General features: G+C 60.1%; 26 protein-coding genes and 1 pseudogene. 16 read left to right on the top strand and 11 right to left on the bottom strand.

Annotated features, from left to right (window positions below; all coding sequences use genetic code 11):
* Positions 1–135 precede the first annotated feature (135 nt).
* The 4 genes from HPDFL43_RS11355 (at position 136) to HPDFL43_RS11340 (ending at position 4,137) form a co-directional block, all read left to right on the top strand.
* Positions 136–585, top strand: coding sequence for an iron-sulfur cluster assembly scaffold protein (locus tag HPDFL43_RS11355; RefSeq protein ID WP_007197484.1), 450 nt, complete (start codon positions 136–138; stop codon positions 583–585).
* On the top strand, positions 582–920 hold the full coding sequence (gene yidD / locus HPDFL43_RS11350; RefSeq protein ID WP_007197483.1) for a membrane protein insertion efficiency factor YidD: 339 nt from the start codon (positions 582–584) through the stop codon (positions 918–920). The genes HPDFL43_RS11355 and yidD overlap by 4 nt, the downstream gene beginning before the upstream one ends.
* 202 nt (positions 921–1,122) lie before the next feature.
* Positions 1,123–3,129, top strand: a complete 2,007-nt coding sequence (gene thrS, locus HPDFL43_RS11345) for a threonine--tRNA ligase (RefSeq protein ID WP_007197482.1) — start codon at positions 1,123–1,125, stop codon at positions 3,127–3,129.
* A 105-nt stretch (positions 3,130–3,234) separates the two neighbouring features.
* On the top strand, positions 3,235–4,137 hold the full coding sequence (locus HPDFL43_RS11340) for a lysophospholipid acyltransferase family protein (RefSeq protein ID WP_007197481.1): 903 nt from the start codon (positions 3,235–3,237) through the stop codon (positions 4,135–4,137).
* On the opposite strand, the gene HPDFL43_RS11335 is transcribed toward HPDFL43_RS11340, so the two are convergent.
* Positions 4,077–5,006 carry a hypothetical protein gene (locus HPDFL43_RS11335; protein ID WP_040449205.1) on the bottom strand — a complete coding sequence of 310 codons (930 nt, stop codon included), beginning with the start codon at positions 5,004–5,006 and terminating at the stop codon, positions 4,077–4,079. The genes HPDFL43_RS11340 and HPDFL43_RS11335 overlap by 61 nt on opposite strands.
* 105 nt (positions 5,007–5,111) lie before the next feature.
* On the opposite strand from HPDFL43_RS11335, the gene HPDFL43_RS11330 reads away from it, so the two are divergent.
* Positions 5,112–5,690 carry a nitroreductase family protein gene (locus HPDFL43_RS11330; RefSeq protein ID WP_040450109.1) on the top strand — a complete coding sequence of 193 codons (579 nt, stop codon included), beginning with the start codon at positions 5,112–5,114 and terminating at the stop codon, positions 5,688–5,690.
* A gap of 5 nt (positions 5,691–5,695) precedes the next feature.
* A complete protein-coding gene (locus HPDFL43_RS11325) occupies positions 5,696–6,307 on the top strand; it encodes a flavin reductase family protein (protein ID WP_007197478.1) in 612 nt (203 codons plus the stop codon).
* A 56-nt stretch (positions 6,308–6,363) separates the two neighbouring features.
* Here HPDFL43_RS11325 and HPDFL43_RS11320 read toward each other — a convergent pair whose 3' ends face one another.
* Positions 6,364–7,269 (bottom strand): HpcH/HpaI aldolase/citrate lyase family protein, encoded by a 906-nt coding sequence (locus tag HPDFL43_RS11320; protein WP_052093298.1) that lies wholly within the window; start codon positions 7,267–7,269, stop codon positions 6,364–6,366.
* A gap of 2 nt (positions 7,270–7,271) precedes the next feature.
* On the bottom strand, positions 7,272–7,724 hold the full coding sequence (locus HPDFL43_RS11315; RefSeq protein WP_040449204.1) for a MaoC family dehydratase: 453 nt from the start codon (positions 7,722–7,724) through the stop codon (positions 7,272–7,274).
* Between the two features lie 265 nt (positions 7,725–7,989).
* Here HPDFL43_RS11315 and HPDFL43_RS11310 point away from each other — a divergent pair, with 265 nt between their 5' ends.
* Together HPDFL43_RS11310 and HPDFL43_RS11305 are read left to right on the top strand one after the other, a co-directional pair.
* Entirely contained in the window at positions 7,990–9,030 is a 1,041-nt protein-coding gene (locus HPDFL43_RS11310; protein WP_245271044.1) for a DUF2336 domain-containing protein, read from the top strand.
* A 136-nt stretch (positions 9,031–9,166) separates the two neighbouring features.
* Positions 9,167–9,595, top strand: coding sequence for a cupin domain-containing protein (locus HPDFL43_RS11305; protein WP_007197474.1), 429 nt, complete (start codon positions 9,167–9,169; stop codon positions 9,593–9,595).
* Between the two features lie 107 nt (positions 9,596–9,702).
* Here HPDFL43_RS11305 and parE read toward each other — a convergent pair.
* Positions 9,703–11,795: pseudogene (gene parE, locus HPDFL43_RS11300) on the bottom strand (DNA topoisomerase IV subunit B).
* 82 nt (positions 11,796–11,877) lie between these two features.
* Here parE and HPDFL43_RS11295 point away from each other — a divergent pair.
* The 4 genes from HPDFL43_RS11295 to HPDFL43_RS11280 all read left to right on the top strand — a co-directional run bounded on the left by HPDFL43_RS11295 (position 11,878) and on the right by HPDFL43_RS11280 (position 15,850).
* Entirely contained in the window at positions 11,878–12,765 is an 888-nt protein-coding gene (locus HPDFL43_RS11295) for an alpha/beta hydrolase (RefSeq protein WP_052093188.1), read from the top strand.
* A 138-nt stretch (positions 12,766–12,903) separates the two neighbouring features.
* On the top strand, positions 12,904–13,338 hold the full coding sequence (locus tag HPDFL43_RS11290) for an EamA family transporter (protein WP_007197471.1): 435 nt from the start codon (positions 12,904–12,906) through the stop codon (positions 13,336–13,338).
* Positions 13,335–14,348, top strand: a complete 1,014-nt coding sequence (locus tag HPDFL43_RS11285; protein WP_007197470.1) for an NAD-dependent epimerase/dehydratase family protein — start codon at positions 13,335–13,337, stop codon at positions 14,346–14,348. The genes HPDFL43_RS11290 and HPDFL43_RS11285 overlap by 4 nt, the downstream gene beginning before the upstream one ends.
* Before the next feature lie 23 nt (positions 14,349–14,371).
* Positions 14,372–15,850, top strand: coding sequence for an aspartate aminotransferase family protein (locus tag HPDFL43_RS11280; RefSeq protein ID WP_007197469.1), 1,479 nt, complete (start codon positions 14,372–14,374; stop codon positions 15,848–15,850).
* An 87-nt stretch (positions 15,851–15,937) separates the two neighbouring features.
* Here HPDFL43_RS11280 and glnA read toward each other — a convergent pair whose 3' ends face one another.
* From glnA to HPDFL43_RS21965, 3 genes are read right to left on the bottom strand one after another with little or no spacing between them, the layout of a single operon-like run.
* Positions 15,938–17,347: a type I glutamate--ammonia ligase gene (gene glnA / locus HPDFL43_RS11275; protein WP_007197468.1), complete on the bottom strand. Its 1,410-nt coding sequence runs from the start codon at positions 17,345–17,347 to the stop codon at positions 15,938–15,940.
* A 58-nt stretch (positions 17,348–17,405) separates the two neighbouring features.
* Entirely contained in the window at positions 17,406–17,744 is a 339-nt protein-coding gene (locus tag HPDFL43_RS11270) for a P-II family nitrogen regulator (RefSeq protein ID WP_007197466.1), read from the bottom strand.
* Positions 17,741–18,151, bottom strand: coding sequence for a hypothetical protein (locus tag HPDFL43_RS21965; protein ID WP_156970260.1), 411 nt, complete (start codon positions 18,149–18,151; stop codon positions 17,741–17,743). Before HPDFL43_RS21965 ends, HPDFL43_RS11270 begins: the two co-directional genes overlap by 4 nt.
* On the opposite strand from HPDFL43_RS21965, the gene HPDFL43_RS11265 reads away from it, so the two are divergent.
* Positions 18,144–19,616 carry a bifunctional ADP-dependent NAD(P)H-hydrate dehydratase/NAD(P)H-hydrate epimerase gene (locus tag HPDFL43_RS11265; protein WP_007197465.1) on the top strand — a complete coding sequence of 491 codons (1,473 nt, stop codon included), beginning with the start codon at positions 18,144–18,146 and terminating at the stop codon, positions 19,614–19,616. The two genes, HPDFL43_RS21965 and HPDFL43_RS11265, sit on opposite strands and share 8 nt — an antisense overlap.
* A gap of 118 nt (positions 19,617–19,734) precedes the next feature.
* Here the strand turns inward: HPDFL43_RS11265 and HPDFL43_RS11260 are convergent, their stop codons facing one another.
* From HPDFL43_RS11260 to uvrA, 3 genes are all read right to left on the bottom strand, one after another.
* Complete coding sequence (locus HPDFL43_RS11260) at positions 19,735–20,535, bottom strand: DUF72 domain-containing protein (protein WP_007197464.1); 801 nt, start codon at positions 20,533–20,535, stop codon at positions 19,735–19,737.
* Positions 20,536–20,596: 61 nt separating this feature from the next.
* Positions 20,597–21,052: a VOC family protein gene (locus HPDFL43_RS11255; RefSeq protein WP_007197463.1), complete on the bottom strand. Its 456-nt coding sequence runs from the start codon at positions 21,050–21,052 to the stop codon at positions 20,597–20,599.
* 25 nt (positions 21,053–21,077) lie between these two features.
* Positions 21,078–23,999 carry an excinuclease ABC subunit UvrA gene (gene uvrA / locus HPDFL43_RS11250; RefSeq protein WP_007197462.1) on the bottom strand — a complete coding sequence of 974 codons (2,922 nt, stop codon included), beginning with the start codon at positions 23,997–23,999 and terminating at the stop codon, positions 21,078–21,080.
* A 418-nt stretch (positions 24,000–24,417) separates the two neighbouring features.
* On the opposite strand from uvrA, the gene HPDFL43_RS11245 reads away from it, so the two are divergent.
* The 3 genes from HPDFL43_RS11245 to HPDFL43_RS11235 all read left to right on the top strand — a co-directional run bounded on the left by HPDFL43_RS11245 (position 24,418) and on the right by HPDFL43_RS11235 (position 25,989).
* Complete coding sequence (locus HPDFL43_RS11245) at positions 24,418–24,936, top strand: single-stranded DNA-binding protein (RefSeq protein WP_007197461.1); 519 nt, start codon at positions 24,418–24,420, stop codon at positions 24,934–24,936.
* A 99-nt stretch (positions 24,937–25,035) separates the two neighbouring features.
* A complete protein-coding gene (locus HPDFL43_RS11240; RefSeq protein WP_007197460.1) occupies positions 25,036–25,449 on the top strand; it encodes a VOC family protein in 414 nt (137 codons plus the stop codon).
* Between the two features lie 210 nt (positions 25,450–25,659).
* Positions 25,660–25,989 (top strand): hypothetical protein, encoded by a 330-nt coding sequence (locus HPDFL43_RS11235; RefSeq protein ID WP_052093296.1) that lies wholly within the window; start codon positions 25,660–25,662, stop codon positions 25,987–25,989.
* On the opposite strand, the gene HPDFL43_RS11230 is transcribed toward HPDFL43_RS11235, so the two are convergent.
* Entirely contained in the window at positions 25,986–26,288 is a 303-nt protein-coding gene (locus HPDFL43_RS11230; protein WP_007197458.1) for a DUF1905 domain-containing protein, read from the bottom strand. The genes HPDFL43_RS11235 and HPDFL43_RS11230 overlap by 4 nt on opposite strands.
* Between the last annotated feature and the right edge of the window lie 12 nt (positions 26,289–26,300).

The raw sequence follows: 26,300 nt of genomic DNA, 5'->3' as shown, positions 1-26,300 counted from the left end.
ACGGTTTCCCATCGTGCAAGGCAATCAGGTTTTGCCGAACACGTGATGCTCACTATATAATGTTCAAACCGCCAACGTCGAGGTGGTGTGTCGCCCAGATGTGTCGCAGCCTGACAAGAGCAGAGGCCGGAACCGATGATCGATGATGTTTACAATGCCCGGATTCTGGATTTTGCCGGGAATATTCCGCTGACGGGCGAGTTGGAAAATGCCGACGCGGAAGCGTCCGCGCACTCGAAATTGTGCGGCTCCAAGGTCAAGGTCTGGCTCAGCATGGATGGAGATGTGGTCTCGGCTTTCGCCCATGATGTGAAAGCCTGCGCTCTCGGGCAGGCGTCCTCCTCGATCATGGCGCGCAACATCATTGGCGCCAGTGCCGCAGAATTGCGTGCGGCAAGCGAAGCCATGCGCAAGATGCTCAAGGAAAACGGTCCTGCGCCCGAGGGCCGCTTTGCGGACATGAAATTTCTCGAGCCGGTGCGTGATTACAAGGCCCGTCATGCCTCGACGCTCCTGACCTTTGATGCGGTGATCAGCTGTCTTGACCAGATCGAAGCCCGGCGCGCCGCGGAAGACGCCGCTTGAGGGCAGCGACGGCAAAGGGCCGCAACTGGCGAGGGCCCTGGCGCAAGACCCCGGGGCGCTTGCTGGGAACCGGTCTCGTGCGGCTCTACCAGCTCACCCTGTCCGGTTTCATCGGCAATTCCTGCCGCCACCTGCCGACTTGTTCCGAATATGCCTATGAGGCGATCGCCCGGCATGGGCTCTGGAAGGGCGGCTGGCTGGCTTTCTTCCGCGTTGGCCGCTGCGGACCCGGTGGAACCCACGGAATCGACAATGTACCTGAAGCGCTCGATGCACGGCTGGTCTGGTGGGCGCCGTGGCGGTTTGTCCAGGCCACCAATGCCGGGAACGGGTAATCAGAATCCCGCGGGCGTGTATCCGGTTCATAGGTGGCATCACACGGCGTCCCGTGACAATCAACCGGCCTGACACCGAGGGTCGCCGGAATTGCGGGCAAACACTTGCCCGTCTTGCCCAAAGCGCGTAAACGCGTCCGCGCACACAAACAAACTCAACCACCCGCGTTCGTAGGCGGGACTGGACCAAGGAGAGACTGCCATGGCGTCCGCCATTTCCCTTACATTTCCCGATGGCTCCAAGCGCGAATACCCGGCCGGCACGACCGGCCGCGAGGTCGCGGAATCGATTTCCAAGTCGCTGGCCAAGAAGGCTGTCGCGATCGCGCTCGATGGTGAACTCACCGATCTGAGCGATCCGGTCCGCGATGGCGCGCTGGAAATCGTCACCCGCACCGATCCGCGCGCGCTGGAACTGATCCGGCACGATGCCGCGCATGTCATGGCGGAAGCGGTGCAGGAACTGTTTCCCGGAACCCAGGTGACCATCGGTCCGGTGATCGAGAACGGCTTCTATTACGACTTTGCCAAGAACGAGCCGTTCACGCCGGAAGATCTGCCGGTGATCGAGAAAAAGATGAAGGAGATCATCGCCCGCAACAAGCCTTTCACCAAGGAAGTATGGTCGCGTGATGAGGCCCGGCGCGTGTTTGCGGAAAAGGGCGAGGCCTACAAAGTCGAGCTGATCGAATCGATCAACTCGGACGAGGATCTGAAAATCTACCGCCAGGGCGACTGGTTCGACATGTGCCGCGGTCCGCATATGGCGTCGACCGGACAGATCGGCACCGCCTTCAAGCTGATGAAGGTGGCCGGCGCCTATTGGCGTGGCGATTCCAACAACACCATGCTGACCCGGATTTACGGCACCGCCTGGGCCGATCAGGCCGAGCTCGACGCCTATCTGCACATGCTCGAAGAGGCCGAAAAGCGCGACCACCGCCGGCTTGGCCGGGAGATGGACCTGTTCCACTTCCAGGAAGAGGGACCGGGCGTCGTGTTCTGGCATTCCAAGGGCTGGAAGATGTTCCAGAACCTGCTCGCCTATATGCGCCGACGGCTCGAGAACGACTATGAAGAGGTCAATGCGCCGCAGATCCTCGACAAGAGCCTCTGGGAGACCTCGGGGCACTGGGGCTGGTACCAGGAAAACATGTTCGCGGTGAAATCCGCCCATGCCTTTACCAATCCCGACGACGAGGAAGCCGACAACCGCATCTTCGCGCTCAAGCCGATGAACTGCCCGGGCCATGTGCAGATCTTCAAGCACGGTCTGAAATCCTACCGCGACCTGCCGGTGCGGCTGGCGGAATTCGGCAACGTGCACCGCTACGAGCCATCGGGCGCATTGCACGGGTTGATGCGGGTGCGCGCCTTCACCCAGGATGACGCGCATGTGTTCTGCACCGAAGAGCAGCTCGAGGCGGAGTGCCTGAAGATCAACGACCTTATGATGTCGGTCTACAGCGATTTCGGCTTCGAGGAAGTGGTGGTCAAGCTCGCCACCCGGCCCGAGAAGCGCGTCGGCACCGATGCCATGTGGGATCATGCCGAGGATATCTTGCGCAAGGTGCTCGACAAGATGGCCGCCGAATCGGGCGGTAGGATCAAGGTCGGTATCAATGAGGGCGAGGGGACGTTTTACGGGCCCAAGTTCGAATACACCTTGCGCGATGCCATTGGCCGCGACTGGCAGTGCGGCACCACCCAGGTTGATTTCAACCTGCCGGAGCGTTTTGGCGCTTTCTACATCGGGGCCGATTCGGAGAAGAAGCAGCCGGTGATGGTGCACCGGGCGATTTGCGGTTCGCTCGAGCGGTTCCTTGGAATCCTGATCGAAAGCCATGCCGGTCACATGCCGCTGTGGTTTGCGCCGTTGCAGGTTGTTGTGGCGACGATCACGTCTGAAGCCGATGATTACGGTGCGGCCGTCGCTCAGAGGCTGCGTGACGCCGGGCTTCAGGTGGAGACCGACTTCCGTAATGAGAAGATCAACTACAAGGTCCGTGAACACTCCGTGGCCAAGGTGCCGGTGATTCTGGTTTGCGGGATGCGCGAAGCCGAAGAGCAGACTGTCAATGTCCGCCGATTGGGCAGCCGCGACCAGGTGTCGATGTCGCTTGCTGATGCGATTGCGAAACTGGCCGAGGAAGCAACACCTCCCGACGTTCTGCGCAAGAACGCGGAGAAGGCTTCGCGGGCGGGCTGACAAACAGCAACCCGGCGCGATGGCGTTTGCTGTCGTGCCGGGTGTCACATGTCTGTCGCACCCGTGTGTCATTCGGCTTCCTGTTTCATCCGCAGGAAAACCGACATGCGCCTCGAACAGCTCAGCTACGCCAATCCGGACCATCCGCCTTTCAAGCGCTGGCTGATTCGCTCGATTGAAAGCATGTCCGGCCGCGACGACTATCTTAAGCTCTATGAGATCTGGCGCACCGATGTCGTGCCGCAGGGGCAGCGGGTGTTCTCCAGGATGCTCGATCTTGTCGACATCCGCCTCGACATCCTTTCGCAATGGCCTCCACGCAACGTCCCGGACGGTCCATTGGTGATCATCGCCAACCATCCTTTCGGCATTGGCGACGGAGTTGCGGTTCTCGCCATGGCCGAAGCGCTTGGCCGGCCGTTCCGGGTTCTGATCAACAATGATTTGATGAAGGTGCCGGAAATCGCTCCGTTTGCCTTGCCGATCTCGTTTGATGAAACCCGTGAAGCGCTCGAGATGAACATGCGCACCCGCCATGAGGCGGTGAAGCTGCTCAAGCAGGGCGTGACCATTGTGGTGTTTCCTGCCGGCGGCGTCGCGACTGCGCCCAAGGGCTTCGGCCGGGCCATCGATTTGCCGTGGAAGATGTTTCCCGCCCGTCTGGTGCAGGCGGCCGGGGCATCGGTGATCCCGATCTATTTTGGTGGCCAATGCGGGCGGTTGTTCCACCTGGCAAGCCGGGTTTCGATGACCTTGCGAACCTCGTTGCTGGTGCGCGAGTTCCGCAGGCTGTCAGGATCGGCAATTGTTGCACGGGTGGGTGATGTGCTCCCGGCAGACGAGCTTGCAATGCTCAAAGACCGCAAGCAGTTGCTTGCGCGGCTCTATGCGGCGGTGTTTGACATGGCCCCGTCGGTCGACCGGCCGCGGCGCAAGTTTCGGCAGCGTTATTTCAACAGGACTTCGATATCCGAGTTGCGCCCGGCGACAACCGTGAATTCGCGCTGATAGGTCTGGCTCTTGTTGCGCGCAATGGCGGTGTACTCGCCTTCGGCAAGCACGATGGTCGGGAATGCGCCGACGCTTTCGGAGACCACGTCGCCGCCTGATGTCAGGATTGACCAGGCCGTATCGGCGATTGCTTCGCCGCCTGCCTCGGACACAAGCTTGAGGGTGAGTTGAGCCGCGCGGTGCTGGATGACGGCTTCGGTGAGCTTGCCCGGCTCGACACGGATATCCGAGCGGATCACGGCATTGACGCCGCCGTATTCCGAGACAATGTGGTAGGTGCCGGCATTGAGCCGGACGATGATGTTGGGCTCGACATCTTCGACGACCAATTGCTGGTCCCCGTCGAGGCCTTCCTCGGCCTTGTAGATATTGAAGCGCAGCTGCTGGACCGGAATGCGCATATCAACACCGGAAACAGCGTTGAGAACGAGGCCTCCTGCTTCAAGCACGAGGCGCTGGGTATCAAGCGGTCCAGCTGCCGGAACCGACAGCTTCTTGGTCACGCCAGAGCGTCCGAAGGCAACGTGAATGAAATAGTCGCCCGGTTCGAATTCGAACTGTGCCGAGCCGCCTTCAGAGGTGGCCAGCAACGGCAATTTGCCATCTGCCCCCGGAATCGGATGGAAAACGCGCCAGGTGAGGCCGTTTTCAACCGGATCGCCATCTTCGGTCAGCACCGCCTGCATCTGGACATTGCGGCTGACAACAGCGTTTGCCCCTGCAGCCGATGCCGGTGCATATTGGCTCAGCCCTGGCAGGACGATGTTTGGATCCACGGTCTCACCGAAAGCATCTTGCGCTTTGGCGGGGGCGGCGATAGCGGCCAGCATCAAGGTGCAGAAGAAGGCGGTCGACAGTCTGTTCATGCGCTCCGGTCCGGTTGACTTCCGGGAGATGAGGGGTCACTTGAAACCGAGAGCCATGGCGATTTCATGGCTAACCCCAACCATTTGTGAATGCACGAGGAAAACATGCCGGTCAATGCTGCGCTTAAGTCCTATCTGGAAACCCGCCGCTCAACACCTGCTTTTCAGATGAGTGAACCCGGCCCATCGCGGGACGAGATCATGGAGCTGTTGGCGATCGCAAGCCGCGTTCCCGATCACGGCAAACTCGCGCCGTGGCGTTTTATTGTCTATTCCGGCGCTGAGCGCGAAAGACTGTCTTCGGAACTGGCCAAGGTGGCGATGGCGCGCAATCCGGCCATGGCGGAAGACATGATCAAGGTCGAGAAGAACCGGCTGACCCGGGCGCCGGTGGTGATTGGCGTGATTTCCTGCGCCAAGCCGCACGTCAAGATCCCTGAATGGGAGCAGGTGCTCAGCGCTGGCGCCGTGTGCCTCAACCTGTCCATGGCGGCCCACGCTCTTGGCTATGCATCGAACTGGTTGACCGAGTGGTTTGCGTTTGACGAGGGCGTCTTTCCGCTGCTGGGCGTCAAGCCGGGCGAACGTGTTGCCGGGTTCATTCATATCGGCACCCAGAAGATGCATCCCGGCGAGCGGGTGCGGCCGGAATTGGCAGATCTGGTCACCTTTTCGGGAGAGTGAGTTCCATGTTCTATGAGACTGCAACAAACGCGCATGGCCTGGCGCATGACCCGTTCAAGGCAATCGTGTCGCCACGGCCGATCGGATGGATTGGCAGCAAGGGCAAGGACGGGTCGGTCAATCTTGCGCCGTACTCCTTCTTCAACGCCATTTCGGACCATCCCAAAATGGTGATGTTTTCCTCCTCAGGCCGCAAGGACACGGTGCGCAATGTCGAGGAGACCGGTGTCTTTACAACCAGCATGGTCAGCCGCGAACTGGCCGAGAAGATGAACCAGACATCGGTAGCCGCGCCCTATGGCGAGAACGAGTTTGATCTGGCGGGACTGACCATGATGCCCGGCAGGCTTGTTGACGCGCCGTACGCCGGCGAGGCCCATGCTGCTCTTGAATGCAATGTGACTGAGATGTTCGAGGCCAAGGGCCTCGATGGAACGCCGAGCGGATCGTTTGTGGTGATCGGCCAGGTCATGGGGATCCATATCAACGAGGCAGCATTGGTTGGTGGCCGGTTGGACATGTCCGCTGTCGCGCCATTGGCACGGCTTGGCTACATGGATTATGCCGACGGCTCGCAGACCTTCGAGATGCGCAGGCCGACATGGGGCCGGGGATAATCAAAAACCGCAGTGGCGCGCCGAAGGTTTATGAGGACCTGCGCGGCGGAAACTGATCAGTTCGGCTCAGGCGCGGGCAGGGCGGCTGGATCCAGTCCCGCACGCCGCGCCACCCGCTCTGCCTGGCGCAGATGCGGCTTGTCGATCATCTTGCCATCCAGTGACAACACGCCCGCTTCCGGTCCGGCAGCTGCAAACAGGGCCAGAACCTGCACCGCATGCTCGACGTCTTCCGGCGCAGGCGTGAAGGCCGCGTTGATGACCGGGACCTGGCCGGGATGAATGGCCATCTTGCCTGAGAAGCCGTCGCGGACGGCTGCATGGCATTCGGTCTCAAGTACCGCCATGTGGCGAAAATCGGTAAAAACCGTATCGATTGCGTCGACCCCGGCGTGGGCCGCGGCCAACAGGGTCTGGCTGCGTGCCAGCCGGAACACATCTGTGTAGCTGCCCTGGTCATCCTTGTTGGATGTGGCGCCGATGTCTGCGGCCAGATCTTCAGCGCCCCAGGCAAGTGCGGCTAGCCTCTCGGATTTTGCCGCGAATGTTCCGGCATTGAGCAGTCCCTTTGCGCTTTCGGTCATCAGCGCATGAATCAGCACTGAGCCCTCAGCCAGGCCAGCGCCTGCTTCCTCGACCGCGATGCGGGCGCCAAGCGCCTGGAGATCGGCGCCCGATCCCGCCTTTGGCAGGAGCACCGCATCGGGGCGTGCCTTGATGACAGCGGCCAGATCCGCATCTGTCAGGCCGGTGTCGAGTGCGTTGACCCGTACGATCAGTTTGGGGGCCGGATACAGGCGCGAAGCATTCTCAAGATACCGCGCGACCATCTCGCGGGCTTCTGATTTGCGTGAAAGGGCAACGGAATCCTCAAGATCGAGAATCAGCGCATCCGCGCCGCAGGTTGCGGCCTTCTCCATCTTGCGTTCCGAATCGCCGGGAACAAAAAGCAGGGAACGCATCATCATTGCGGTTTCTTTCGCATCATTGCCTGGCGGACGCAGCGGGCCACCAGCTTGTCGTGTTGATTGAACGCCTGATGTTCAAACTCGACGATGCCGCGATCGGGCTTGGAGCGTGATTCGCGCACCGAAAGCACCTTTGTCTCGACCCGTACGGTGTCGCCATGGAACAGCGGATTGGGGAATGTGACGTCAGTCATGCCGAGATTGGCGATGGTGGTCCCCACAGTCGTGTCGTTGACCGAAATGCCGATCATCAATCCGAGGGTGAAAAGGGAATTCACCAGTGGCTGGCCGAATTCGGTGGACTTGCAGAATTCGAAATCGATGTGCAGCGGCTGCGGGTTGAGCGTCATGTTGGAAAACAACATGTTGTCCATTTCGGTGACAGTGCGCCTGAGCGTGTGCTCAATCAGCGTGCCCGCTTCGAATTCCTCAAGATACATTCCGCGCATTGCTCTGATTACCCTCTTTGGATTGGTGTCCCATAGTTGCCGCTTCTGATGACGGGTGCAAGGCGGGCCGCTGGCAGGTGATGCGGGTTAACAAAGATGGTGAACCGAACGTAAACCTTTGGCCGCTACACTGGCCATACAGGTATCGAGTGGGAATGCACGCACCATGATTGTGAAGTCATTTTTGAAATGGTTTGAAACCGCCACAGCAACAGACAGATGCTGCGCCACAGTGGCACTGACCAAGGCGTACGGTGAAGGGTGTATGGCCCCTGATGAACGCCATGCCGCAGAAGCAGCGCTTGCCTATCTGCTTGATGATCCTTCGCCGAAGGTGCGGCTCGCGCTTGCAGAAGGTCTCGCCCTGGTTGAGCACGCGCCGCGCAGCGTCATCCTGCGGCTGGCCGAAGACCAGTTCGAGGTCGCGGCACGGATCATCGCCTTGTCGCCGGTTCTCGGTGACAATGATCTTATCGAGATTGTCGCCAGCGGCCGGACATCGCTTCAGCAATTCGTGGCTTGCCGCCGTGACTTGTCGGTCCCGGTGAGTGCGGCTCTTGGAGAAATCGGTTCCGTTCAATCCATTGCCGATTTGCTCGACAATGCCCAAGCACCGATCGCGCGTGTTTCGTTGCGCAGGATCGCGGAACGCTTTGGCGATGAGCCCGAAATTCGTGGACGGCTGTTTGACCGCAGCGATCTGCCCGGTGAGGTGCGTCAGGGACTGGTGGAGAGACTGGGAGTGGCGCTAGCCGGATCCGATCTTGTGCGCTCGACCATTGGCGGCAGCCGCAGCCGCAAGGTGACCGAGGAGGCCTGTGTGAGTGCAACGCTGACGCTCGCCGATACGGTTTCGTCGGAGGAGATCCCCGCGCTGGTTGAGCATTTGCGCATGTCCGGCCGCCTGACACCCGCCTTCCTGATGCACACGCTGTGCGCAGGCAATGTCGATTTCTTCGCCGCTGCGGTTGTTGCGTTGTCGGGGATGAGCGACAGCAGGGTTCGCGGTATTCTCAATGACGGCCGCGAAGCCGCGATCCGGGCGCTTTATCGCTCGATCGGACTGGAGCGCGACCTGGCGCCGGTCTTCGTGACCGCCACCTTGATGTGGCGGGCCGCATCACGCCAGCGGGGCGGGATTGATATCGGGACTGTGACGCAGGAGTTGATGCAAAGGCATTCTGTGGATGCCAACCGGACGCCGGCCATTGGTGAGTTGTTGCGGCTTGTCGAGCACCTGCATCTCAATTGGCGCAGACAGGCCTCGCGCGATTATGCCCATGCACTTGCTGCGGAAGCTGCCTGAGGCAGTCTCTGTGACCTCCGGACAGGACAGACTCTGTTGGCTTGCAAGAGCACGTTAAAATTGTATAAAAATTGACAAATATTAAATTGGTTGTATTTTTGTCTCGTGATCAACTCTATGATGGAGTGAAGACGAGATGGCTTTCAATCCGAACACATCCGACCTGGCGACCTGCATTGCAGAGCTGCGAGAGATCCAAGAGAAGTATTCGATCAATCCCAAAAGGATAATCACCTCACGTGATGATACGGTGCGGGAACTTGCCTACAGTGTTCTTGCCGTGAAAAATGTGCCCGATGGCTTTACGAAGACGCGCCTTCCGGTGTTTTTCGACGGTGCGACCACGCTCTACATTTCATCTGCTGCACCAGGTGCGAAAGCGCCCAAGCATAGCCATGATGAAGGCGATGGAATTCGCTTCATGATTGGCGGATCTATCCATTTCGGCAAGGCTGAACTCACACAGGGGGACTGGATGTTCGTCCCCGCCGGTGTTCCCTACGAATTCGAAGTGGGGCCCCAGGGTGCGATAATGGCGTATTGCTATCAGTGTTGCTGTGTTTGATGTCATGGCCGCACTGCGAGAGGATACAGCCTGACTGAGCATTGATGGCAAGGCCTCTGCCACAAACCGGATCCGGCGTTGCGATGACGTTCAGTGCCGCCTCCCGGTCAGATGTCCAGATTGTCGGCGAAGGCCGCGTGTTCCTGAATGAAGCGGAAGCGGGCGTCGGCCTTGGTGCCCATCAGGTTGTCGACCGCTTCCCGGGTTGATTCCGGGTCGGTTATATCGACTGCGACCTTGAGCAGAGTGCGCTTGGCCGGATCCATGGTGGTTTCCTTGAGCTGCGCCGGCAGCATTTCGCCCAGACCCTTGAAGCGGTTGATCTCCACCTTTCCGCGTCCGGTGAATTCGGTCTCGAGAAGTTCCACACGGTGCGCGTCGTCGCGTGCATAGAGCGACTTGCCGCCCTGGGAGATCTTGTAGAGCGGCGGGACGGCCAGATAGAGGTGCCCCTGGCGGATCAGCTCCGGCATCTCCTGATAGAAGAAGGTGATCAGCAGCGACGCGATATGCGCGCCGTCGACATCGGCATCGGTCATGATGATGATGCGGTCATAGCGCAGATCTTCTTCGCGGTATTTCGATCTTGTTCCGCAGCCCAGCGCCTGAACCAGATCGCCGATCTGCTGGTTGGCACCTAGCTTTTCCCGGCCGGCGCTGGCGACATTGAGGATCTTGCCGCGCAAAGGCAGAATTGCCTGGTTCGAGCGATTGCGGGCCTGCTTGGCGGAACCGCCAGCCGAATCGCCCTCGACGATGAACAGTTCCGCACCTTCAGAGGTGGTCTGGCTGCAATCGGCGAGCTTGCCTGGAAGCCGCAGCTTGCGAACGGCGGTCTTGCGGTTGACTTCCTTTTCCTTGCGCCGGCGGACCCGTTCCTCGGCGCGGTCGATCACCCATTCGAGCAGCTTGTCGGCTTCGGCGGGAGAATCCGCCAGGAAATGGTCGAAGGGATCGCGCAAGGCGTTTTCGACAATCCGCTGAGCCTCGACGGTTGCGAGCTTGTCCTTGGTCTGGCCGACGAATTCCGGTTCGCGGATGAACACCGACAGCATGCCGATCGACGAAATCATCACGTCATCGGTGGTGATCGCGGAGGCGCGCTTGTTGCCGGTCAGCTCAGCATAGGCTTTTAGCCCCTTGGTCAGCGCAATCCTGAGTCCGGCTTCGTGGGTGCCGCCCTCAGGGGTGGGAATGGTGTTACAGTAGGAGCTGATCGCGGCATCGCCGCCGTACCAGGTGACGGCCCATTCCATTGAACCATGGCCGCCTGGCCGCTCTGTCTTACCGGCGAAGATTTCCCGCGTGACCCGATGCTCCTTGCCAAGCGAGGCTTCAAGATAATCCTTGAGCCCGCCGGGGAAGTGAAACACGGCCTTGTCCGGTGTCTCGGTGCCTTCAACCAGCGACGGGTCGCAGGACCAGCGGATCTCGACCCCGCCAAACAGATAGGCCTTGGAGCGCGCCATGCGGTAGAGCCGGCCGGGATCAAAGCGGGCCGCGGCCCCGAAAATGTCCGCGTCGGGGTGAAAGCGGATCTTTGTTCCCCGGCGGTTGTGGACTTCGCCGGCTTCTTCGAGGCCGCCCTGCGGAATACCGCGTGAGAACCGTTGCCGGTAGAGGCACCGGTTGCGGGCGATTTCAACCAGAAGATCGTCGGAGAGCGCGTTGACCACAGACACGCCCACCCCATGCAGGCCGCCCGATGTCTCATAGACCTTGCTGTCGAACTTTCCGCCGGCGTGGAGCACGGTCATGATCACTTCAAGCGTCGATTTGCCGGGAAACTTCGGATGGTTTTCCACTGGAATGCCGCGGCCATTGTCGGAACCGTGAGATAGCCTTCCGCATCAAGCTCGACTTCGATGAAATTGGCATGCCCGGCAACGGCTTCATCCATCGAGTTGTCGATGACTTCGGCAAAGAGATGATGCAGCGCGCGTTCATCGGTGCCGCCAATATACATGCCCGGGCGGCGTCGAACCGGTTCCAGTCCTTCGAGCACCTCGATGGCCGACGCGTCATACGCATCGCCGCTGGCGGGTGCACCCTTGGCGGCGGGCTTGGGCGCCTGGGGCTTGGCTGCCTTGGCTTCCGGCTGCTTGGATTGGGGTGCCGCTGCGGCCGGGATTTCCGTCTTCGGCTCAGCGCTTGCAGCCTGTGTGCCCATGGAGGAAAAAAGATCGTTGGAATCGTCCATATTGTGGTCGAGCCTAGTGTAGATTTGGGAAACGAATCACCCGGAGTGTGCCAGAATCCGAACCTTCAAGCGACTGTGTATCATGACGAATGAGGCTTTGCGCAGTGTTCTTGCACTTGCGTGCTCGGCTTTTGTGTCTTGTGTGCTGGCGCTGGCGGTGGCATCGCCCGCATCCGCGCTCGAGCTCCGAGGACACAAGGACCGGCTCTTCGCCTATCCCGGCATTCTTTCAGTGTCGGAAGATGGCGCGTTTGTGGTGGTCGATTACGACAAGAAGCGTGACATTCACCGACGCGACCAGGAGCCGGAACGGCGGGTGCGTTCGCGATATGTGTCGCTCGGGGTCAAACGTCACAGCCGCATTGCCGAACACCAGGCCAATGGCCGCGCCATCGAGACCGGCGTCGTCGGCGATTTTGCCGCAGCGCGCTTTACCGTCATCTTTGTGCATGGGCGGGGCGGGGACCAGCGTCTCGGCATGAACGACTACACCTTTGGCGGCAATTTCAACCGGCTCAAGAATCTCATGATCGCCAATGGCGGCGCCTATCTGGCGCCGACAATCACCAGTTTCGACGACACCGGGGCGCAAGACGTCAAGGCATTGGTCCTGGCAGGTCCCGCACCGGTGGTTCTGGCTTGCGCGTCGATGGGCTCGATCATCTGCGCCAAGCTTGCAAGGGATCCGGCGGTGGTGTCACGCCTGGCTGGTATGGTTGTGCTGGGGGGCGCACCGGACACGGGGATTTCACGCAGCGCGGCAGTGAAGGCAAGGGTGCCGATTGTGTTTACCCACGGCAGCGAAGACAGTGTCTATGCTTGGCAAAGCCAAAAGGCTGTTTTTGATCAGGTTCGCGCCACGTCTGCAAACTACCCGGCGCGGTTCATCCTGTTCGACACCGGTTCGCACGGCACGCCGATCCGGATGACGGACTGGAAGACGACACTGGAATTTGTGCTCAGCCGCTAGGATGAATGCGGCCTTTGCAGTCTGTCTTCCGCATCAAAACGGGATTGTTTTGGTTTTAAGTAAAAATTGACGCTGCATGTGAACCTAATGTTGGGGAAATCTGACTAGATCTTGTTCCATCCTAATTTGGAGCGGGACATGAAATACATCGTCTTTATTCTTTTCACAGTGCTTACCAATGCTGCGGCCCAGCTTATGCTTAAGCAGGGCATGCTGTCACTTGGGCCGCTTTCGTTCACCGCCGACACCATGATTGCCCGGGTCTTCCAGATCCTCTTCAATCCCTGGGTGTTTGCCGGCTTGACGACATTCGTGATCTCGATGGCGTCGCATCTTTATGTGCTGTCGAAAGTCGAGCTGTCCTTCGCTTACCCGTTCCTTAGCCTGGCCTATGTCGCAGTTGCGGTGTTTGCCTATTTCGTCTTTCGCGAGGATCTCAACAGCTGGCGCATCGCAGGCATTGCCTTGATCTGCGTCGGCACGGTTTTGATCGCGCAATCCGACCGCACTGGCTCAACCCAGGAAGTGGCCCTTAACCCAGCGTCCAAGCAAGCAAGCGAGTATACCCGATGAAGCATGTTATCTTCGGCGGCGACGGTTTCGTCGGCCGTCATCTTGCCAAGCAACTTATCGCCGATGGCGAGCAGGTCGTAATTGCGGATATCGTCAACGAGAACCTCGATTTCTACCGGGATGCGGAAATCATTCACTGCGATGTCACCCGCCCGGAAGACATCTCGAAGGTTCCGCTCACCGCTGATGACATGGTCTACAATCTGTCGGCCAAGATGCTTTCGCCGCTGCAGGTACGCGCCAAGCGCCATGAGTTCTTCTATCCTGTCAATTATGATGGGACCAAGAACATCATCGAGGCCATGGACAAGGCTGGCGCCAACCGGCTGGTTCATTTCACCACGGACATGATCTACGGCCATACGCTGACGTTCCCGATGACCGAAGAGCATCCGCAAGCTCCTCTGGGAGAGTATGGTCAGTCGAAACTCGACACGGAATTCCTGGCCGCCGAGTGGCGTGAGAAGGGGATGTCGATCTCGCTGTTCCGGCCGCGGTTGATCATCGGGCCAGGACGTCTTGGCATTCTCGAGAAACTGTTCAAGCTGGTGGATTACAATCTGCCGGTCCCCATGATCGGTTCGGGCAAAAATCCCTACCAGTTCATCTCGGTCTTTGACTGCGCCGAAGCGGCCCGGCTGGCCTGGAAGGCCGGCGTGCCAAACGAGGCCTACAATCTCGGCTCCGTGAACCCGCCATCGGTTCGCAAGCTGCTCGGTGACCTGATCAAGCATGCCGGTTCGAAATCGTTCCTGGTTCCGACGCCAGGCTGGGCGGTCAAGCGCACGCTGGATCTGTTCGATCTGATGAACATGCCGATCATGGACCCCGAGCAGTATCTCATCGCAGATGAGAATTGTGTTCTCGACGTGAGCAAGGGCGAACGCCAGCTTGGCTGGGTGCCGCAATACCGCGATGAGGACATGCTGATCGCTGCCTATGATGAATACCACGCACAGAAAGCGCAGGGCGGTTCCGTCACGTCCGGACAAGTCGCACCAGCTGAATGAAACCGCTTCGAGGGAGCAAAGAAATGCTTGATACACCCAATCGCGTTGCCGTCGAAGCCCCGCCGCTTGAAGGCGTCGAGAGCACAAAGGCGCCAGTCCGCGTTTCGCGGCCGAACCTGCTGACCGTTGCAGATGCCAAAACCATGAGCCTGGTCGACATGACCGAGCTGTTCAAGGATCACATCAATCCGGGCCAGCTGCATTTCATGAAGCTTCTGGGCTTCCACAAGGTCAAGATCGAAACTGCATCGGGGATGTATTACACCGATCAGAACGGCCGCAAGATTCTTGATTTCTTTGGCGGTTTCGGCTCACTCGCCTTCGGCCACAATCATCCGCGGATCATCGAGGCGCGCAAGCAGTTCCAGAATGAAGACCGCCACGAGATCGCCATTGCGTTCATGAGCCAATATGCCTCTGCGCTGGCCAAGAACCTGGCCGAAATCGCGCCGGGCGATCTTGATATGGTGTTCCTGGGATCGTCCGGTTCGGAAGCCATGGAAGCGGCGATCAAGGTGGCCGAACGCGCTGCCGGACCGAAGCGGCCGAAAATCGTCTATGCGCAGAATTCGTTCCACGGCAAGACCAAGGGCGTGTTGTCGCTGACCGACTCCGAGCTCTATCGCGGCGAGTTCCAGCTGACCGGCAACACGGTCAAGGTGCCTTTCGGCGATATCGACGCGATCCGTGCCGCGTTCGAAGCGGATCCGGAAATTGGCGTCATTGTCCTTGAAACAATCCAGGGCGGCGGCGGCATCATTGAAGCGCCGGTGGAATTCTGGCAGCAGCTCCGCGCGCTCTGCGACAAGCATGGCGTGTTGTGGATTGCCGACGAAGTGCAATGCGGAATGGGCCGCTCGGGTCACTTCTTTGCCTTTGAAAAGGCTGGCGTGGTGCCTGATGTCACGGCTCTCGCCAAGTCACTGGGGGCCGGCAAATGCGCCATGGCGGCGATGATTGCCACCCGTGACGTCTACATGAAGGCCTATGGTTCGCCTAAGACGGCAATGATCCATGCCCAGGCAACGTTCGGCGGCATCGGCGAAGCCTGTGTCACGGCGATCGAAGGTCTCAATGTGATGTATGACGAGGACCTGATCGGCAACGCCGAAAAGGTTGGCTCCTACCTGATCAGCCGTCTCAATGAGCTCAAGGCAAAATATCCTCAGATCATCAAGGATGTACGCGGCAGCGGCTTCATGGTCGGGCTCGAGTTCCAGGATTTCAGCCAGACACTTCCGGCGCTGCTGCGTCCGATGGTGGCGCTGCTGGACGACAAGCTCAAGGGTTCGCTGTCCGGCTTCGTCGGTGCGGAACTGCTTCGCGATCACAATGTGCTGGTCGCCTTCACCGAGTATAACCGCAATGTCATCCGTCTCGAGCCGCCGCTGGTCTGCGGGACCGAGCATGTCGATGAGTTCATCACCGCTCTCGACAAGGTCCTGGGCCGGGGCATCGTGCGCATCGTGCGCGACTTCATCGGCAGCCAGGCGAAGAAGTAAGTCTTCTCGGTTATGCCGAGAGGTTTTGCGGGCAAATAAAAACCGGGGCGATTGGATCGCCCCAGTTTTCTGTATTTAGCGGTGCTTTTAGACCGAGTAGTACATGTCGAATTCGACCGGATGCGGGGTCATTTCGAAGCGCATCACTTCTTCCATCTTCAGTTCGATGAAGGCATCGATCTGATCGTCGTCGAACACGCCGCCGGCGGTCAGGAACTTGCGATCCTTGTCGAGGGCTTCGAGCGCTTCGCGCAGCGATCCTGCAACGGTCGGGATCTTCTTGAGTTCCTTGGCAGGAAGGTCGTAGAGGTCCTTGTCCATCGCCTTGCCAGGATGGATCTTGTTCTTGATCCCGTCCATACCGGCCATCAGCATGGCTGCGAATGCCAGGTAGGGGTTGGCGGTCGGGTCGCCGAAGCGGACTTCAACGCGCTTGGCCTTCGGCGACGAGCCGAACGGAATACGGCAGGAGGCCGAACGGTTGCGGGCCGAGTAGGCCAGCAGAACCGGGGCTTCATAGCCGGGAACCAGACGCTTGTAGGAGTTGGTCGACGGGTTCGAGAAGGCGTTGATGGCCTTGGCGTGCTTGATGATTCCGCCGATGTAGTACAGGCAGGTCTCGGAAAGACCAGCGTATTCGTCGCCGGCGAAGGTTGGCTTGCCGCCCTTCCAGATCGACTGGTGAACGTGCATGCCCGAGCCGTTGTCGCCAAACACAGGCTTCGGCATGAAGGTTGCGGTCTTGCCGTAGGCATGCGCAACCTGGTGGACGCCGTACTTGTAGATCTGGGTCTTGTCAGCCATGCGGGTCAGGGTGTCGAAGACCATGCACAATTCGTGCTGGGAAGATGCCACTTCGTGGTGATGCTTCTCGACGACCAGGCCCATTTCAGCGAGGACGGTGAGCATTTCCGAGCGCATGTCCTGGCAGCTGTCGACCGGAGGCACAGGGAAGTAGCCGCCCTTGGTGCGCGGACGGTGACCCATGTTGCCGGTTTCGTAGTCGGTGTCGTCGTTGGACGGCAGTTCCGAGGAGTCGAGCTTGAAGCCGGTGTTGTAGGGATCGGCCTTGTACTTCACATCGTCAAAGACGAAGAATTCCGGCTCAGGGCCGATATAAACGGTATCGCCCAGACCGGAGGCCTGAAGATAGGCTTCAGCCTTCTTCGCTGTGGTGCGCGGGTCGCGATTGTAGGCTTCGCCCGAAATCGGATCGAGAATGTCGCAGAAAACGACCATTGTCGACTGTGCGAAGAAGGGGTCCATATGGGCCGTCGCCGTGTCTGGCATCAGCACCATGTCGGACTCGTTGATGGCTTTCCAGCCGGCAATCGAGGAGCCGTCGAACATGACGCCGTCTGCGAACATGTCTTCGTCCACGCACGACACATCCATCGTCACGTGCTGCATCTTGCCCTTGGGGTCTGTGAAGCGCAGGTCGAGGAACTTGACGTCGTTGTCCTTGATTTGCTTGAGAATTTCAGTGGCAGTCGTCATGTGTGATATTCCCTGTTAGTAATGACGATGGGTGCGCGGCGAAAGCCGGGCACAGTGGTTAGATGGCGTCGTTGCCAGTTTCACCGGTACGAATGCGGATGACTTCCTCCACATTGGAGACAAAGATCTTGCCGTCACCGATGCGGCCAGTCTGGGCGGCATTGCGAATGGCTTCGATTGCAGCATCCGCAGTCTCATCGGCCAGAACGATTTCGACCTTAACCTTGGGCAGAAAGTCCACGACATATTCGGCGCCGCGGTACAGTTCCGTATGACCCTTCTGACGGCCAAAGCCCTTGGCTTCCGTTACCGTGATGCCCTGCAGGCCAACTTCCTGAAGAGCTTCCTTCACCTCGTCGAGCTTGAACGGCTTGATGATTGCTTCGATCTTTTTCATGAGAACCATATCTCCGCATTGTCTCGTGAAAGCGGGCGGCGACGCATGCACCTGAGCCCACTCGCGATCTCTGATGCATGTGCCGTGCCAAATGGCGAAAATTTCGTAAAATGCCTGCAAATTCCTTCGGTGGGGTTGGTGCTTTGCCGGAAAACATGGAGCAAAAGCGCTTTGAAGCCGCTTGTGCGGTAGGTTTCGGAAATTTCTCGATGCGGTCTGCGCCGCCGCCGGGGCTGAATAGTGCGGGTTTGGTGAAAAATTGTGCAGCCCGAGCCGCTTAAAAAATGACCAAAAAGCGCAAATATTAGCCATTTTGGGTCCATTGGCAGTTCGGTTTTCGCCTTTGGCTCAGGCAAGACTGTCTCTTGACGCTGCTGGCCCGTGGTGCCACGAAAGCGCATGGCCATTGATCACGCCTTGCTTGTTACGCCCTCCGCCATGGGCCGAATTGACGCTGCCGCGGTCGCCAGCGGGGTAGATGGCTACGGCTTGATGCAGGCTGCCGGGGCGCATGTTGCGGCCTGCGTTCTCGCACACTACCCCGACATTCGGCGCGCCGTCGTGCTGTGCGGTCCCGGCAACAATGGTGGTGATGGCCACGTGGCTGCTCGCCTTCTTTCTCAGAGCGGTGTGCCGGTGATCCGCTGTGGAGTTCCTCCGAAAAAGGGCGGGGATGCCGCGCGGGCCGATGCCGAGTGTGATTTGCCGTTGCGGGCGCTGGATGACTGGCATCCCGAAGCTGGCGATGTGGTTGTTGATGCGCTGTTTGGCGCGGGGCTTGACCGGCCGGCCGGGCCGGAGATTGCCGCGTTGATTGACCGTGTCCGCAATGCCGATACACCGGTGGTTTCCGTCGATCTGCCTTCAGGCCTGTCAGGCCGCACGGGTGCGCCGACAGGCCCGTGTTTCCAGGCTGCGCATACAGTCACATTCGCGGCGCTCAAGCCGGGGCATGTGCTGATGCCGGGCAGGGCGCTGTGCGGTGAAATGCATCTTTGCGACATCGGCATTCCGGCGCGGTTGATCGTTTCTGACGATCCCGTGTGGCGCAATCACGAGGAGCTGTACCGGAACCAGCTGCCGACTATGTCGGCGCAACAGCACAAATACAGCCGCGGGCATCTGGTGGTGTTGTCCGGTCCGCTGATCTCGGGCGGTGCGGCGCGGCTTGCCGCCATGGCGGGCTTGCGTGCCGGGGCAGGGCTTGTCAGCCTGGCCACGCCTCCGGGAGCCGTCATGGCCCAGGCCGCGCATCTCACGGCGATCATGCAGCGCTCGATCGGGGATGAAGAGACACTTTCAGACTGGCTTGAGGACGACAGGCTTTCAGGCTTCGTGCTCGGCCCGGGTTTTGGAGATCTGGAAAAAGCCCGAGGCTTTTGCGGCCTGCTTGCGAAATCGGGCCGGCCGGTCGTGCTTGATGCTGATGGTCTGACGGCCTTTGCGGGCCGCGTGGATGACCTCGGCAAACTGTTTGACGGGGACGTCCGGTTGATGGTTACGCCGCATGAAGGTGAGTTCCGGCGGCTGTTTCCCGTTCTCGCCGGTGATGAGAGCCTGTCGAAGGTCGACAGGGCCCGGGCTGCGGCGCAGCTTCTCAATGCGGTGGTCATCTACAAGGGGCCCGATACGGTGATTGCGGGACCAGATGGACGGGCCGCCGTCAATTCCGATGCGCCCTCCTGGCTCGCGACCGCTGGATCCGGCGATGTGCTGGCCGGTATCGCAGGTGGTTTGCTGGCACAGGGTATGCCGGCCTTCGAGGCGGGATGTGCGAGCGTTGCTCTTCATGGAGACGCGGGCAGACGGGCTGGCGCCGGGATGACGGCCGAGGAGCTTGCGGCGAGTGTCAAGTCTCTGCCGTGTGATTGACTGGCGGTGCCTGCTTTTCTCGCAAAGACAACACAGTCTCGCTCTGCAGGCCGTTAGGGCTGCCGGCTAAGGACAGAAGTTGCTCGTGCTCAAGAGTGTATTTCAAGCTGCTGTTGCGTCAGAGCAGCTTTTGCAGCGCCATCGCACCGGCAGGCGCGTTGACCTTGCCGCCGGTGATAAAGAAGGCAAACACGTCGCGCGGCTGTTTTTCGGCAGTCCGGTCTGGGGCGATCAAGCTCAGATCGGAGGGCGCGGAGCCATCCGCATAGGTCCGCAGCCGGTTGGCCCAAAGATCAATGTCTTCAGCGGGATAACAGGTCGGCACATCATCGGAGCCGCGCTGCAGCCGGGCATAGACAAAATCCGAAGTCACATCGGCGACCATCGGATAGGTCTCATGATCGGCGCAGACCGCGGCGACATTGTGCTTGGCGAGCAGCCCGATGAACTCCGGTGTGCAGAAACTCTCGTGCCGGGCCTCGACAACGTGGCGCAGCGTTATGCCGTCCTGCTCGGACGGAAGCAGCGCGAGAAAGGCCGCGAAATCATCCGGCTCGAATTTCTTGGTCGGCATGAACTGCCAGAGGATCGGCCCCAACCGGTCGCCGAGCTCGGCAATGCCCTGATTGAGAAACTTTGTGATCGACGGCCCGGCCTCGGCCAGCACCTTGCGGTTGGTGCAGTAGCGGCTGGCTTTCAGCGAAAACACGAAACCGTCCGGCACATCGGCTGCCCATTTGGCGAATGTCGCCGGTTTCTGGCTGCCGTAATAGGTGCCGTTGACCTCGATGGCGCGCAGCTGGCTGCCTGCATGTTGCAACTGCCGCGTCTTGGGCAGTTTCGGCGGATAGAAACTCTCGTTCCATGGCTCGAACACCCAGCCGCCGATGCCGGTGCGGATTGTTCCAGAAGTCGTCATTCGCTCGTATCCTGTCAAACGTTCACGTCATCAAAATCAATGTGGGCCGGAAGTCCGGCTCTTATCCACCCGATACCATCGCATTGAAGCGTTTGACGATTTCGGCATCGTCACAGGGTTCGCGGTTGGTTGAAATGTGCCAGATATGGCCGAATGGATCGCGCAGCTTGCCGGAGCGGTCACCATGGAACTGGTCCTTGACCTCAAACAAAGGTTCGGCGCCGTCTTTGGTCATGGCTTCGAAGGTCGCATCGCAATCCGGAACATAGAGATTGAGTGACACCGGTGACCCTCCCAAAGACTGGGGCGAGAGGATCCCCATCGCCACAATTTCATCGGAGATCATGAAACGGCTGTCGCCGATCTGAAACTCCGCATGGGCGATCGAGCCATCGGCCATCTCCAGCCGGTACAGCTCCTGCGCGCCGAAATGCTGCGCGTACCAGGTGATCGCGCCTGACGCGTCCTGACAGACCAGGTAAGGGGTGACGGTGTGGTAGCCGGGGCGCTGAGTCATCGCTTTGCCTCTTGATTGCCGGTCCTCACTCCGCCGCTTCCACCCGTCTTCCGGGCCGGCGCTCAAGCAGTTCCTTGAGGAACTGGCCGGTGTAGCTGCGTTCGATCTTGACGATGTCTTCGGGCGTGCCCTCGGCGACGATCTCGCCGCCGCCATCGCCGCCCTCGGGGCCCAAGTCGATCACCCAGTCGGCGGTCTTGATGACCTCGAGATTGTGCTCGATCACGACCACCGAATTGCCTTGCTCGACCAGTTCGTGCAGCACTTCGAGCAGCTTGGCGACATCGTGGAAATGCAGCCCCGTCGTCGGTTCGTCGAGAATGTAGAGCGTACGCCCGGTCGAGCGCTTCGACAGCTCCTTGGCTAGCTTGACGCGCTGGGCCTCGCCGCCCGACAGCGTGGTGGCCTGCTGGCCGACCTTGATGTAGCCCAAGCCGACGCCTTCCAGCGCCTGCAGCTTGTCGCGCACGGCGGGGACGGCCGCAAAGAACGCGACGCCTTCCTCCACCGTCATGTCGAGCACGTCGGCGATCGACTTGCCCTTGAAGGTGACGTCGAGCGTTTCGCGGTTGTAGCGCTTGCCGTGGCAGACGTCGCAGGTGACGTAGACATCGGGCAGGAAGTGCATCTCGATCTTGATGACGCCGTCGCCCTGGCAGGCCTCGCAGCGGCCGCCCTTGACGTTGAACGAGAAGCGTCCCGGCTGATAACCGCGCGCCTTGGCCTCGGGCAGATTGGCGAACCAGTCGCGGATCGGGGTGAAGGCGCCGGTGTAGGTGGCCGGGTTCGAGCGCGGCGTGCGGCCGATCGGGGACTGGTCGATGTCGATCACCTTGTCGATGTGCTCGAAGCCGTCAATCCGGTCATGATCGGCGGGGTTTTCACGCGATCCCATCACCCGGCGGGCGGCGGCCTTGTAGAGCGTCTCGATCAGGAAGGTGGATTTGCCGCCACCGGACACGCCGGTGACCGCGGTGAAGACGCCGAGCGGCACCGAGGCCGTGACATTCTTCAAATTGTTGCCGCGGGCGCCGATGACCTTGAGTTCTTTCTTCTTGGCGGGCTTGCGGCGCTGGGCCGGCACCTCGACCGCGAGGTCTCCGGAAAGATACTTGCCGGTGATCGAGCGCGGATTGGCCATGATGTCACCCGGCGTGCCCTGGGCGATGATCTCACCGCCATGGATGCCGGCATGCGGCCCGATATCGACCACGTAATCGGCGGTGAGGATGGCGTCCTCGTCATGCTCGACCACGATCACCGTGTTGCCGATGTCTCTGAGATGCTTGAGCGTTTCGAGCAGCCTTGCATTGTCGCGCTGGTGCAGGCCGATGGAGGGTTCGTCGAGCACATAGAGCACGCCGGTGAGGCCCGACCCGATCTGCGACGCAAGCCGTATGCGCTGGCTTTCGCCGCCCGAGAGCGAACCGGAATTGCGGGACAGGGTGAGATAGTCGAGGCCGACATCGTTCAAGAACTTCAGCCGGTCGCGGATTTCCTTGAGGATGCGCACGGCAATCTGGTTCTGCTGGTCATTGAGCAGGGCCGGCAGTTCGTCGAACCAGTCGCCGGCATTGCGGATCGAAAGCTCGGTTACCTCGCCGATGTGGCAGCCATTGATCTTGACCGCACGGGCTTCGGGCTTGAGCCGGTAACCGCTGCAACCGGGGCACGGCGCGTTGGACATGTAGCGTTCGATTTCCTCGCGGGCCCAGGCGCTGTCGGTTTCCTTCCAGCGGCGCTCGAGATTGGGAATGATGCCCTCGAAGGTCTTCGAGGTGGTGTAGGAGCGCAGGCCGTCATCATATTTGAAGGCGACCTTGTCGGTGGTGCCGCGCAGGATCGCGTTCTGCCCCTTTTCCGGCAGGTCGGCCCAGCGGTCAGACAGCTTGAAGCCGAAATGCTTGCCCAGCGCTTCCAGTGTCTGGGTGTAGTAGGGCGAGCTGGATTTGGCCCAGGGCGCAATGGCGCCGGCGCGCAGGGTAAGATGCGGCTCGGGAATGATCAGCGCATCGTCGATCTTCTTCTGGGTGCCCAGACCATCGCAGGTCGGGCAGGCACCATGCGGGTTGTTGAAGGAAAACAGCCTTGGCTCGATTTCCGAAATGGTGAAGCCGGAGACCGGGCAGGCGAATTTCTCCGAAAACAGCATCCGCTCATGGGTTTCGTTCAAGGATTTGTTGGCCGAACCACCGGCCGAGGTTTCGGCTTCGGGCAATGGCTTGTCGGCGAATTCGGCGATGGCCAGGCCCTCGGCCAGGCGCAGGCAGGTCTCCAGGCTGTCAGCCAGGCGCGCGGCGATATCGGGCCGCACCACGATGCGGTCGACGACGATGTCGATGTCGTGCTTGTATTTCTTGTCGAGCGGCGGCACGTCGGCGATTTCGTAATACTGGCCGTCGACCTTGACCCGCTGGTAGCCCTTCTTCATGAACTCGGCGAGTTCCTTGCGGTATTCGCCTTTGCGGCCGCGCACCACCGGCGCCAGCACATACAGACGTGTGCCTTCCTCGAGCGCCAGCACCCGGTCAACCATCTGGCTGACCGTCTGGCTTTCGATCGGCAGCCCGGTGGCCGGCGAATAGGGCACGCCGACGCGGGCGAACAGCAGCCGCATGTAATCATAGATTTCGGTTACCGTGCCGACGGTCGAGCGCGGGTTGCGGCTGGTGGTCTTCTGCTCGATGGAAATGGCCGGCGACAGCCCGTCGATCTGGTCGACATCGGGCTTCTGCATCATCTCGAGAAACTGCCGCGCATAGGCCGAAAGGCTTTCGACATAGCGGCGCTGGCCCTCGGCGTAGATGGTATCGAAGGCAAGCGAGGACTTGCCCGAGCCCGACAGGCCGGTCATCACGATCAGGCTGTTGCGCGGCAGGTCGAGATCGACATTCTTGAGATTGTGTTCGCGGGCCCCGCGAATGGTGATGGATTTCAGTTCAGTCATGTCGCCGCCGATTTGTTCCCGGAGGAGGCACCGTCGCCCCGAAAGCGCCGTGCCCGTCCGTCCTCATGTCTCTTCAGTCTTGCATTGCTTTACAGTCTTGCATGTCCGATCCGGGCAAACGAGCCGGATTGCCGAGACACCGTCTCAAACGCATCCAGCCTCACACTTGTCACCACCGGCGCTCAATCCTCATACATAACCACCCGCTGCCCAATGTCGAGATGCGCCGCAAAGCCAATGTGGCCAGGCGGCGAATCTGTTGACAAAAGATGACATGAAGACTAGAACAAATAAAGAACGAAAAAGGCCTGTGGATTGTCCGCGCCCGCCTCACGGGCCGGGACGTGATCCTGTAAGGTGCGCGCAGATTTGGACAGGGTGGCGCAAGGCCGCTTTCAGTGTTGGAAGGTGAAGCATCATGGCGGGCAGCGTCAACAAGGTCATTCTTATCGGCAATCTGGGCGCTGACCCGGATATCAAGCGCACCCAGGACGGCCGGCCAATCGCCAATCTGTCGATTGCGACCTCGGAGAGCTGGCGTGACAAGAATTCCGGCGAGCGCCGCGAGAAGACCGAATGGCACCGGGTCGTAATCTTCAATGAAGGCCTGTGCAAGATTGCCGAGAGCTACCTGAAAAAGGGCTCGAAGGTCTATATCGAGGGCGCGCTTCAGACCCGCAAATGGACCGACCAGTCGGGTCAGGACAAATACTCCACGGAAGTAGTGCTGCAGGGTTTCAATGGCAATCTCACCATGCTCGACGGCCGCAGTGAAGGCGGCGGCGGTGGCGGCCGTGACTTTGGCGGCGGTGACTATGGCGGCGGCGGCTCGATCCCATCGGGCGGCGGTGGCGGGCGCGGCCCGTCCGGTGGCGGCGGTGGATTTGGTGGCGGTGGCGGCGGATCCCGCGATCTCGACGACGACATCCCGTTCTGAATGTCACGAACTGACTTCAAAGGCCCGCAAGCCGAGTGTTTGCGGGCCTTCGCATTTGAAGTTGGGGTGAAAACAGACTGACGTTAAGGGCTGAAATCAATGAAGCAATCGATCACCCATCTGGCGCTCGTGGTCCGCGACTATGACGAAGCTATCGCATTCTATTGCGGCGTCCTTGGTTTCGACCTCCTCGAAGACACCTATCAGCCCGAGCAGGACAAGCGTTGGGTCGTGGTCCGGCCAAAGGGCGGGCAGGGCACATGCATTGTGCTGGCCCGTGCCTCAAAGCCCGAGCAGGAGCCGTTTGTCGGCAACCAGACCGGCGGGCGGGTGTTCCTGTTTCTCAGCACCGATGATTTCTGGCGCGACTACAATCGTCTGATCGCTGAAGGCGTCGAGTTCGTACGTGAGCCCAAGACCGCGGATTACGGCATGGTGGCCGTGTTCCGCGATCTCTACGGAAACCTGTGGGATCTGCTGCAATTGCGCGAAGGCCATGCCGCCGCGGAATGAAGCGCCTGCCATGTCCATGACCGGGGCAGGCCGAACAGTAGGCGTGCCGGTTCAACCTGCACACTGCAATGTGATTGGCATTGCGGACCCTGTCAGGGCCATTATGTCTCCATGAAAAAAGCCTCAGATCGATCTGTCCGCGCAATGCCGCCCAAGCAGAAGTCGTTGAAAGCCCTGTGGTTGGGCATTCTTGTGTTCGGATGTGGCGCCATGTCCGTGTCCGCCGCTCTTGCCGGCGGGGCCGACGTGCTTGAGGCAACCTATGCCAGGAGCGCCGACGGAACCTACCGGTTTGACGTCACCGTGCGCCATGATGATGCCGGGTGGGAACACTATGCCGACAAATGGCAGGTGCTTGATGCAGACGGCACTGTGCTTGGCGAACGGGTGCTGTTTCATCCGCACGACACCGAGCAGCCCTTCACCCGGAGCCAGTCAGGCATCGAGATCCCCGCCGGCACTCAGTCCGTGATCATCCGCGCCCATGACAAAGAGCATGGCTGGGGCGGGGCGGAGCTGACAATCGATCTTGAGAACTAGCCGGTTCGCAGCTCGACGCTGACCGTATCGCCAGTGGTTATGCCTTCGGCCTTGCGGATCGCCGCCTTGACCGGCAGCAAGTAGCAGCCTGATTTCTTGTCCGGAAATACCGAGGTCGCCCATTGGCTGTCGCCAATCCTGACGCGCACCCGGATCGATCCGAAGCCATGTGTTGTGCCCGCGAAAAACCGCAGGCTGTGCGAGATGTCTTCCGGCACGGTGATGAAATGCCATGCCGCCTTGTCCCCGGGGTAAAGCCAGAGCTCGGCCTCGAAGCCGTGGTGCTGTTCAGGTTCCATGGTCTTGCGTCT

Origin of the sequence: Hoeflea phototrophica DFL-43 (genome assembly GCF_000154705.2) — a bacterium.
Classification (GTDB): Bacteria; Pseudomonadota; Alphaproteobacteria; order Rhizobiales; family Rhizobiaceae; genus Hoeflea; species Hoeflea phototrophica.
This window is presented reverse-complemented; position numbering and strand designations above follow the sequence as displayed.

Coding starts and splice junctions, on each gene's coding strand:
- HPDFL43_RS11310 (WP_245271044.1), top strand. CDS start 7,990: ATGGCCCCTGATGAACGCCATGCCGCAGAAGCAGCGCTTGCCTATCTG.
- HPDFL43_RS11265 (WP_007197465.1), top strand. CDS start 18,144: ATGGCCATTGATCACGCCTTGCTTGTTACGCCCTCCGCCATGGGCCGA.
- HPDFL43_RS11325 (WP_007197478.1), top strand. CDS start 5,696: ATGTTCTATGAGACTGCAACAAACGCGCATGGCCTGGCGCATGACCCG.
- HPDFL43_RS11230 (WP_007197458.1), bottom strand. CDS start 26,288: ATGGAACCTGAACAGCACCACGGCTTCGAGGCCGAGCTCTGGCTTTAC.
- HPDFL43_RS11240 (WP_007197460.1), top strand. CDS start 25,036: ATGAAGCAATCGATCACCCATCTGGCGCTCGTGGTCCGCGACTATGAC.
- HPDFL43_RS21965 (WP_156970260.1), bottom strand. CDS start 18,151: ATGGCCATGCGCTTTCGTGGCACCACGGGCCAGCAGCGTCAAGAGACA.
- thrS (WP_007197482.1), top strand. CDS start 1,123: ATGGCGTCCGCCATTTCCCTTACATTTCCCGATGGCTCCAAGCGCGAA.
- HPDFL43_RS11305 (WP_007197474.1), top strand. CDS start 9,167: ATGGCTTTCAATCCGAACACATCCGACCTGGCGACCTGCATTGCAGAG.
- HPDFL43_RS11280 (WP_007197469.1), top strand. CDS start 14,372: ATGCTTGATACACCCAATCGCGTTGCCGTCGAAGCCCCGCCGCTTGAA.
- HPDFL43_RS11295 (WP_052093188.1), top strand. CDS start 11,878: ATGACGAATGAGGCTTTGCGCAGTGTTCTTGCACTTGCGTGCTCGGCT.
- HPDFL43_RS11255 (WP_007197463.1), bottom strand. CDS start 21,052: ATGACTCAGCGCCCCGGCTACCACACCGTCACCCCTTACCTGGTCTGT.
- HPDFL43_RS11320 (WP_052093298.1), bottom strand. CDS start 7,269: ATGCGTTCCCTGCTTTTTGTTCCCGGCGATTCGGAACGCAAGATGGAG.
- HPDFL43_RS11355 (WP_007197484.1), top strand. CDS start 136: ATGATCGATGATGTTTACAATGCCCGGATTCTGGATTTTGCCGGGAAT.
- HPDFL43_RS11330 (WP_040450109.1), top strand. CDS start 5,112: ATGCCGGTCAATGCTGCGCTTAAGTCCTATCTGGAAACCCGCCGCTCA.
- uvrA (WP_007197462.1), bottom strand. CDS start 23,999: ATGACTGAACTGAAATCCATCACCATTCGCGGGGCCCGCGAACACAAT.
- glnA (WP_007197468.1), bottom strand. CDS start 17,347: ATGACGACTGCCACTGAAATTCTCAAGCAAATCAAGGACAACGACGTC.
- HPDFL43_RS11340 (WP_007197481.1), top strand. CDS start 3,235: ATGCGCCTCGAACAGCTCAGCTACGCCAATCCGGACCATCCGCCTTTC.
- HPDFL43_RS11335 (WP_040449205.1), bottom strand. CDS start 5,006: ATGAACAGACTGTCGACCGCCTTCTTCTGCACCTTGATGCTGGCCGCT.
- HPDFL43_RS11285 (WP_007197470.1), top strand. CDS start 13,335: ATGAAGCATGTTATCTTCGGCGGCGACGGTTTCGTCGGCCGTCATCTT.
- HPDFL43_RS11270 (WP_007197466.1), bottom strand. CDS start 17,744: ATGAAAAAGATCGAAGCAATCATCAAGCCGTTCAAGCTCGACGAGGTG.
- HPDFL43_RS11290 (WP_007197471.1), top strand. CDS start 12,904: ATGAAATACATCGTCTTTATTCTTTTCACAGTGCTTACCAATGCTGCG.
- HPDFL43_RS11235 (WP_052093296.1), top strand. CDS start 25,660: ATGTCCGTGTCCGCCGCTCTTGCCGGCGGGGCCGACGTGCTTGAGGCA.
- HPDFL43_RS11245 (WP_007197461.1), top strand. CDS start 24,418: ATGGCGGGCAGCGTCAACAAGGTCATTCTTATCGGCAATCTGGGCGCT.
- HPDFL43_RS11315 (WP_040449204.1), bottom strand. CDS start 7,724: ATGCGCGGAATGTATCTTGAGGAATTCGAAGCGGGCACGCTGATTGAG.
- HPDFL43_RS11260 (WP_007197464.1), bottom strand. CDS start 20,535: ATGACGACTTCTGGAACAATCCGCACCGGCATCGGCGGCTGGGTGTTC.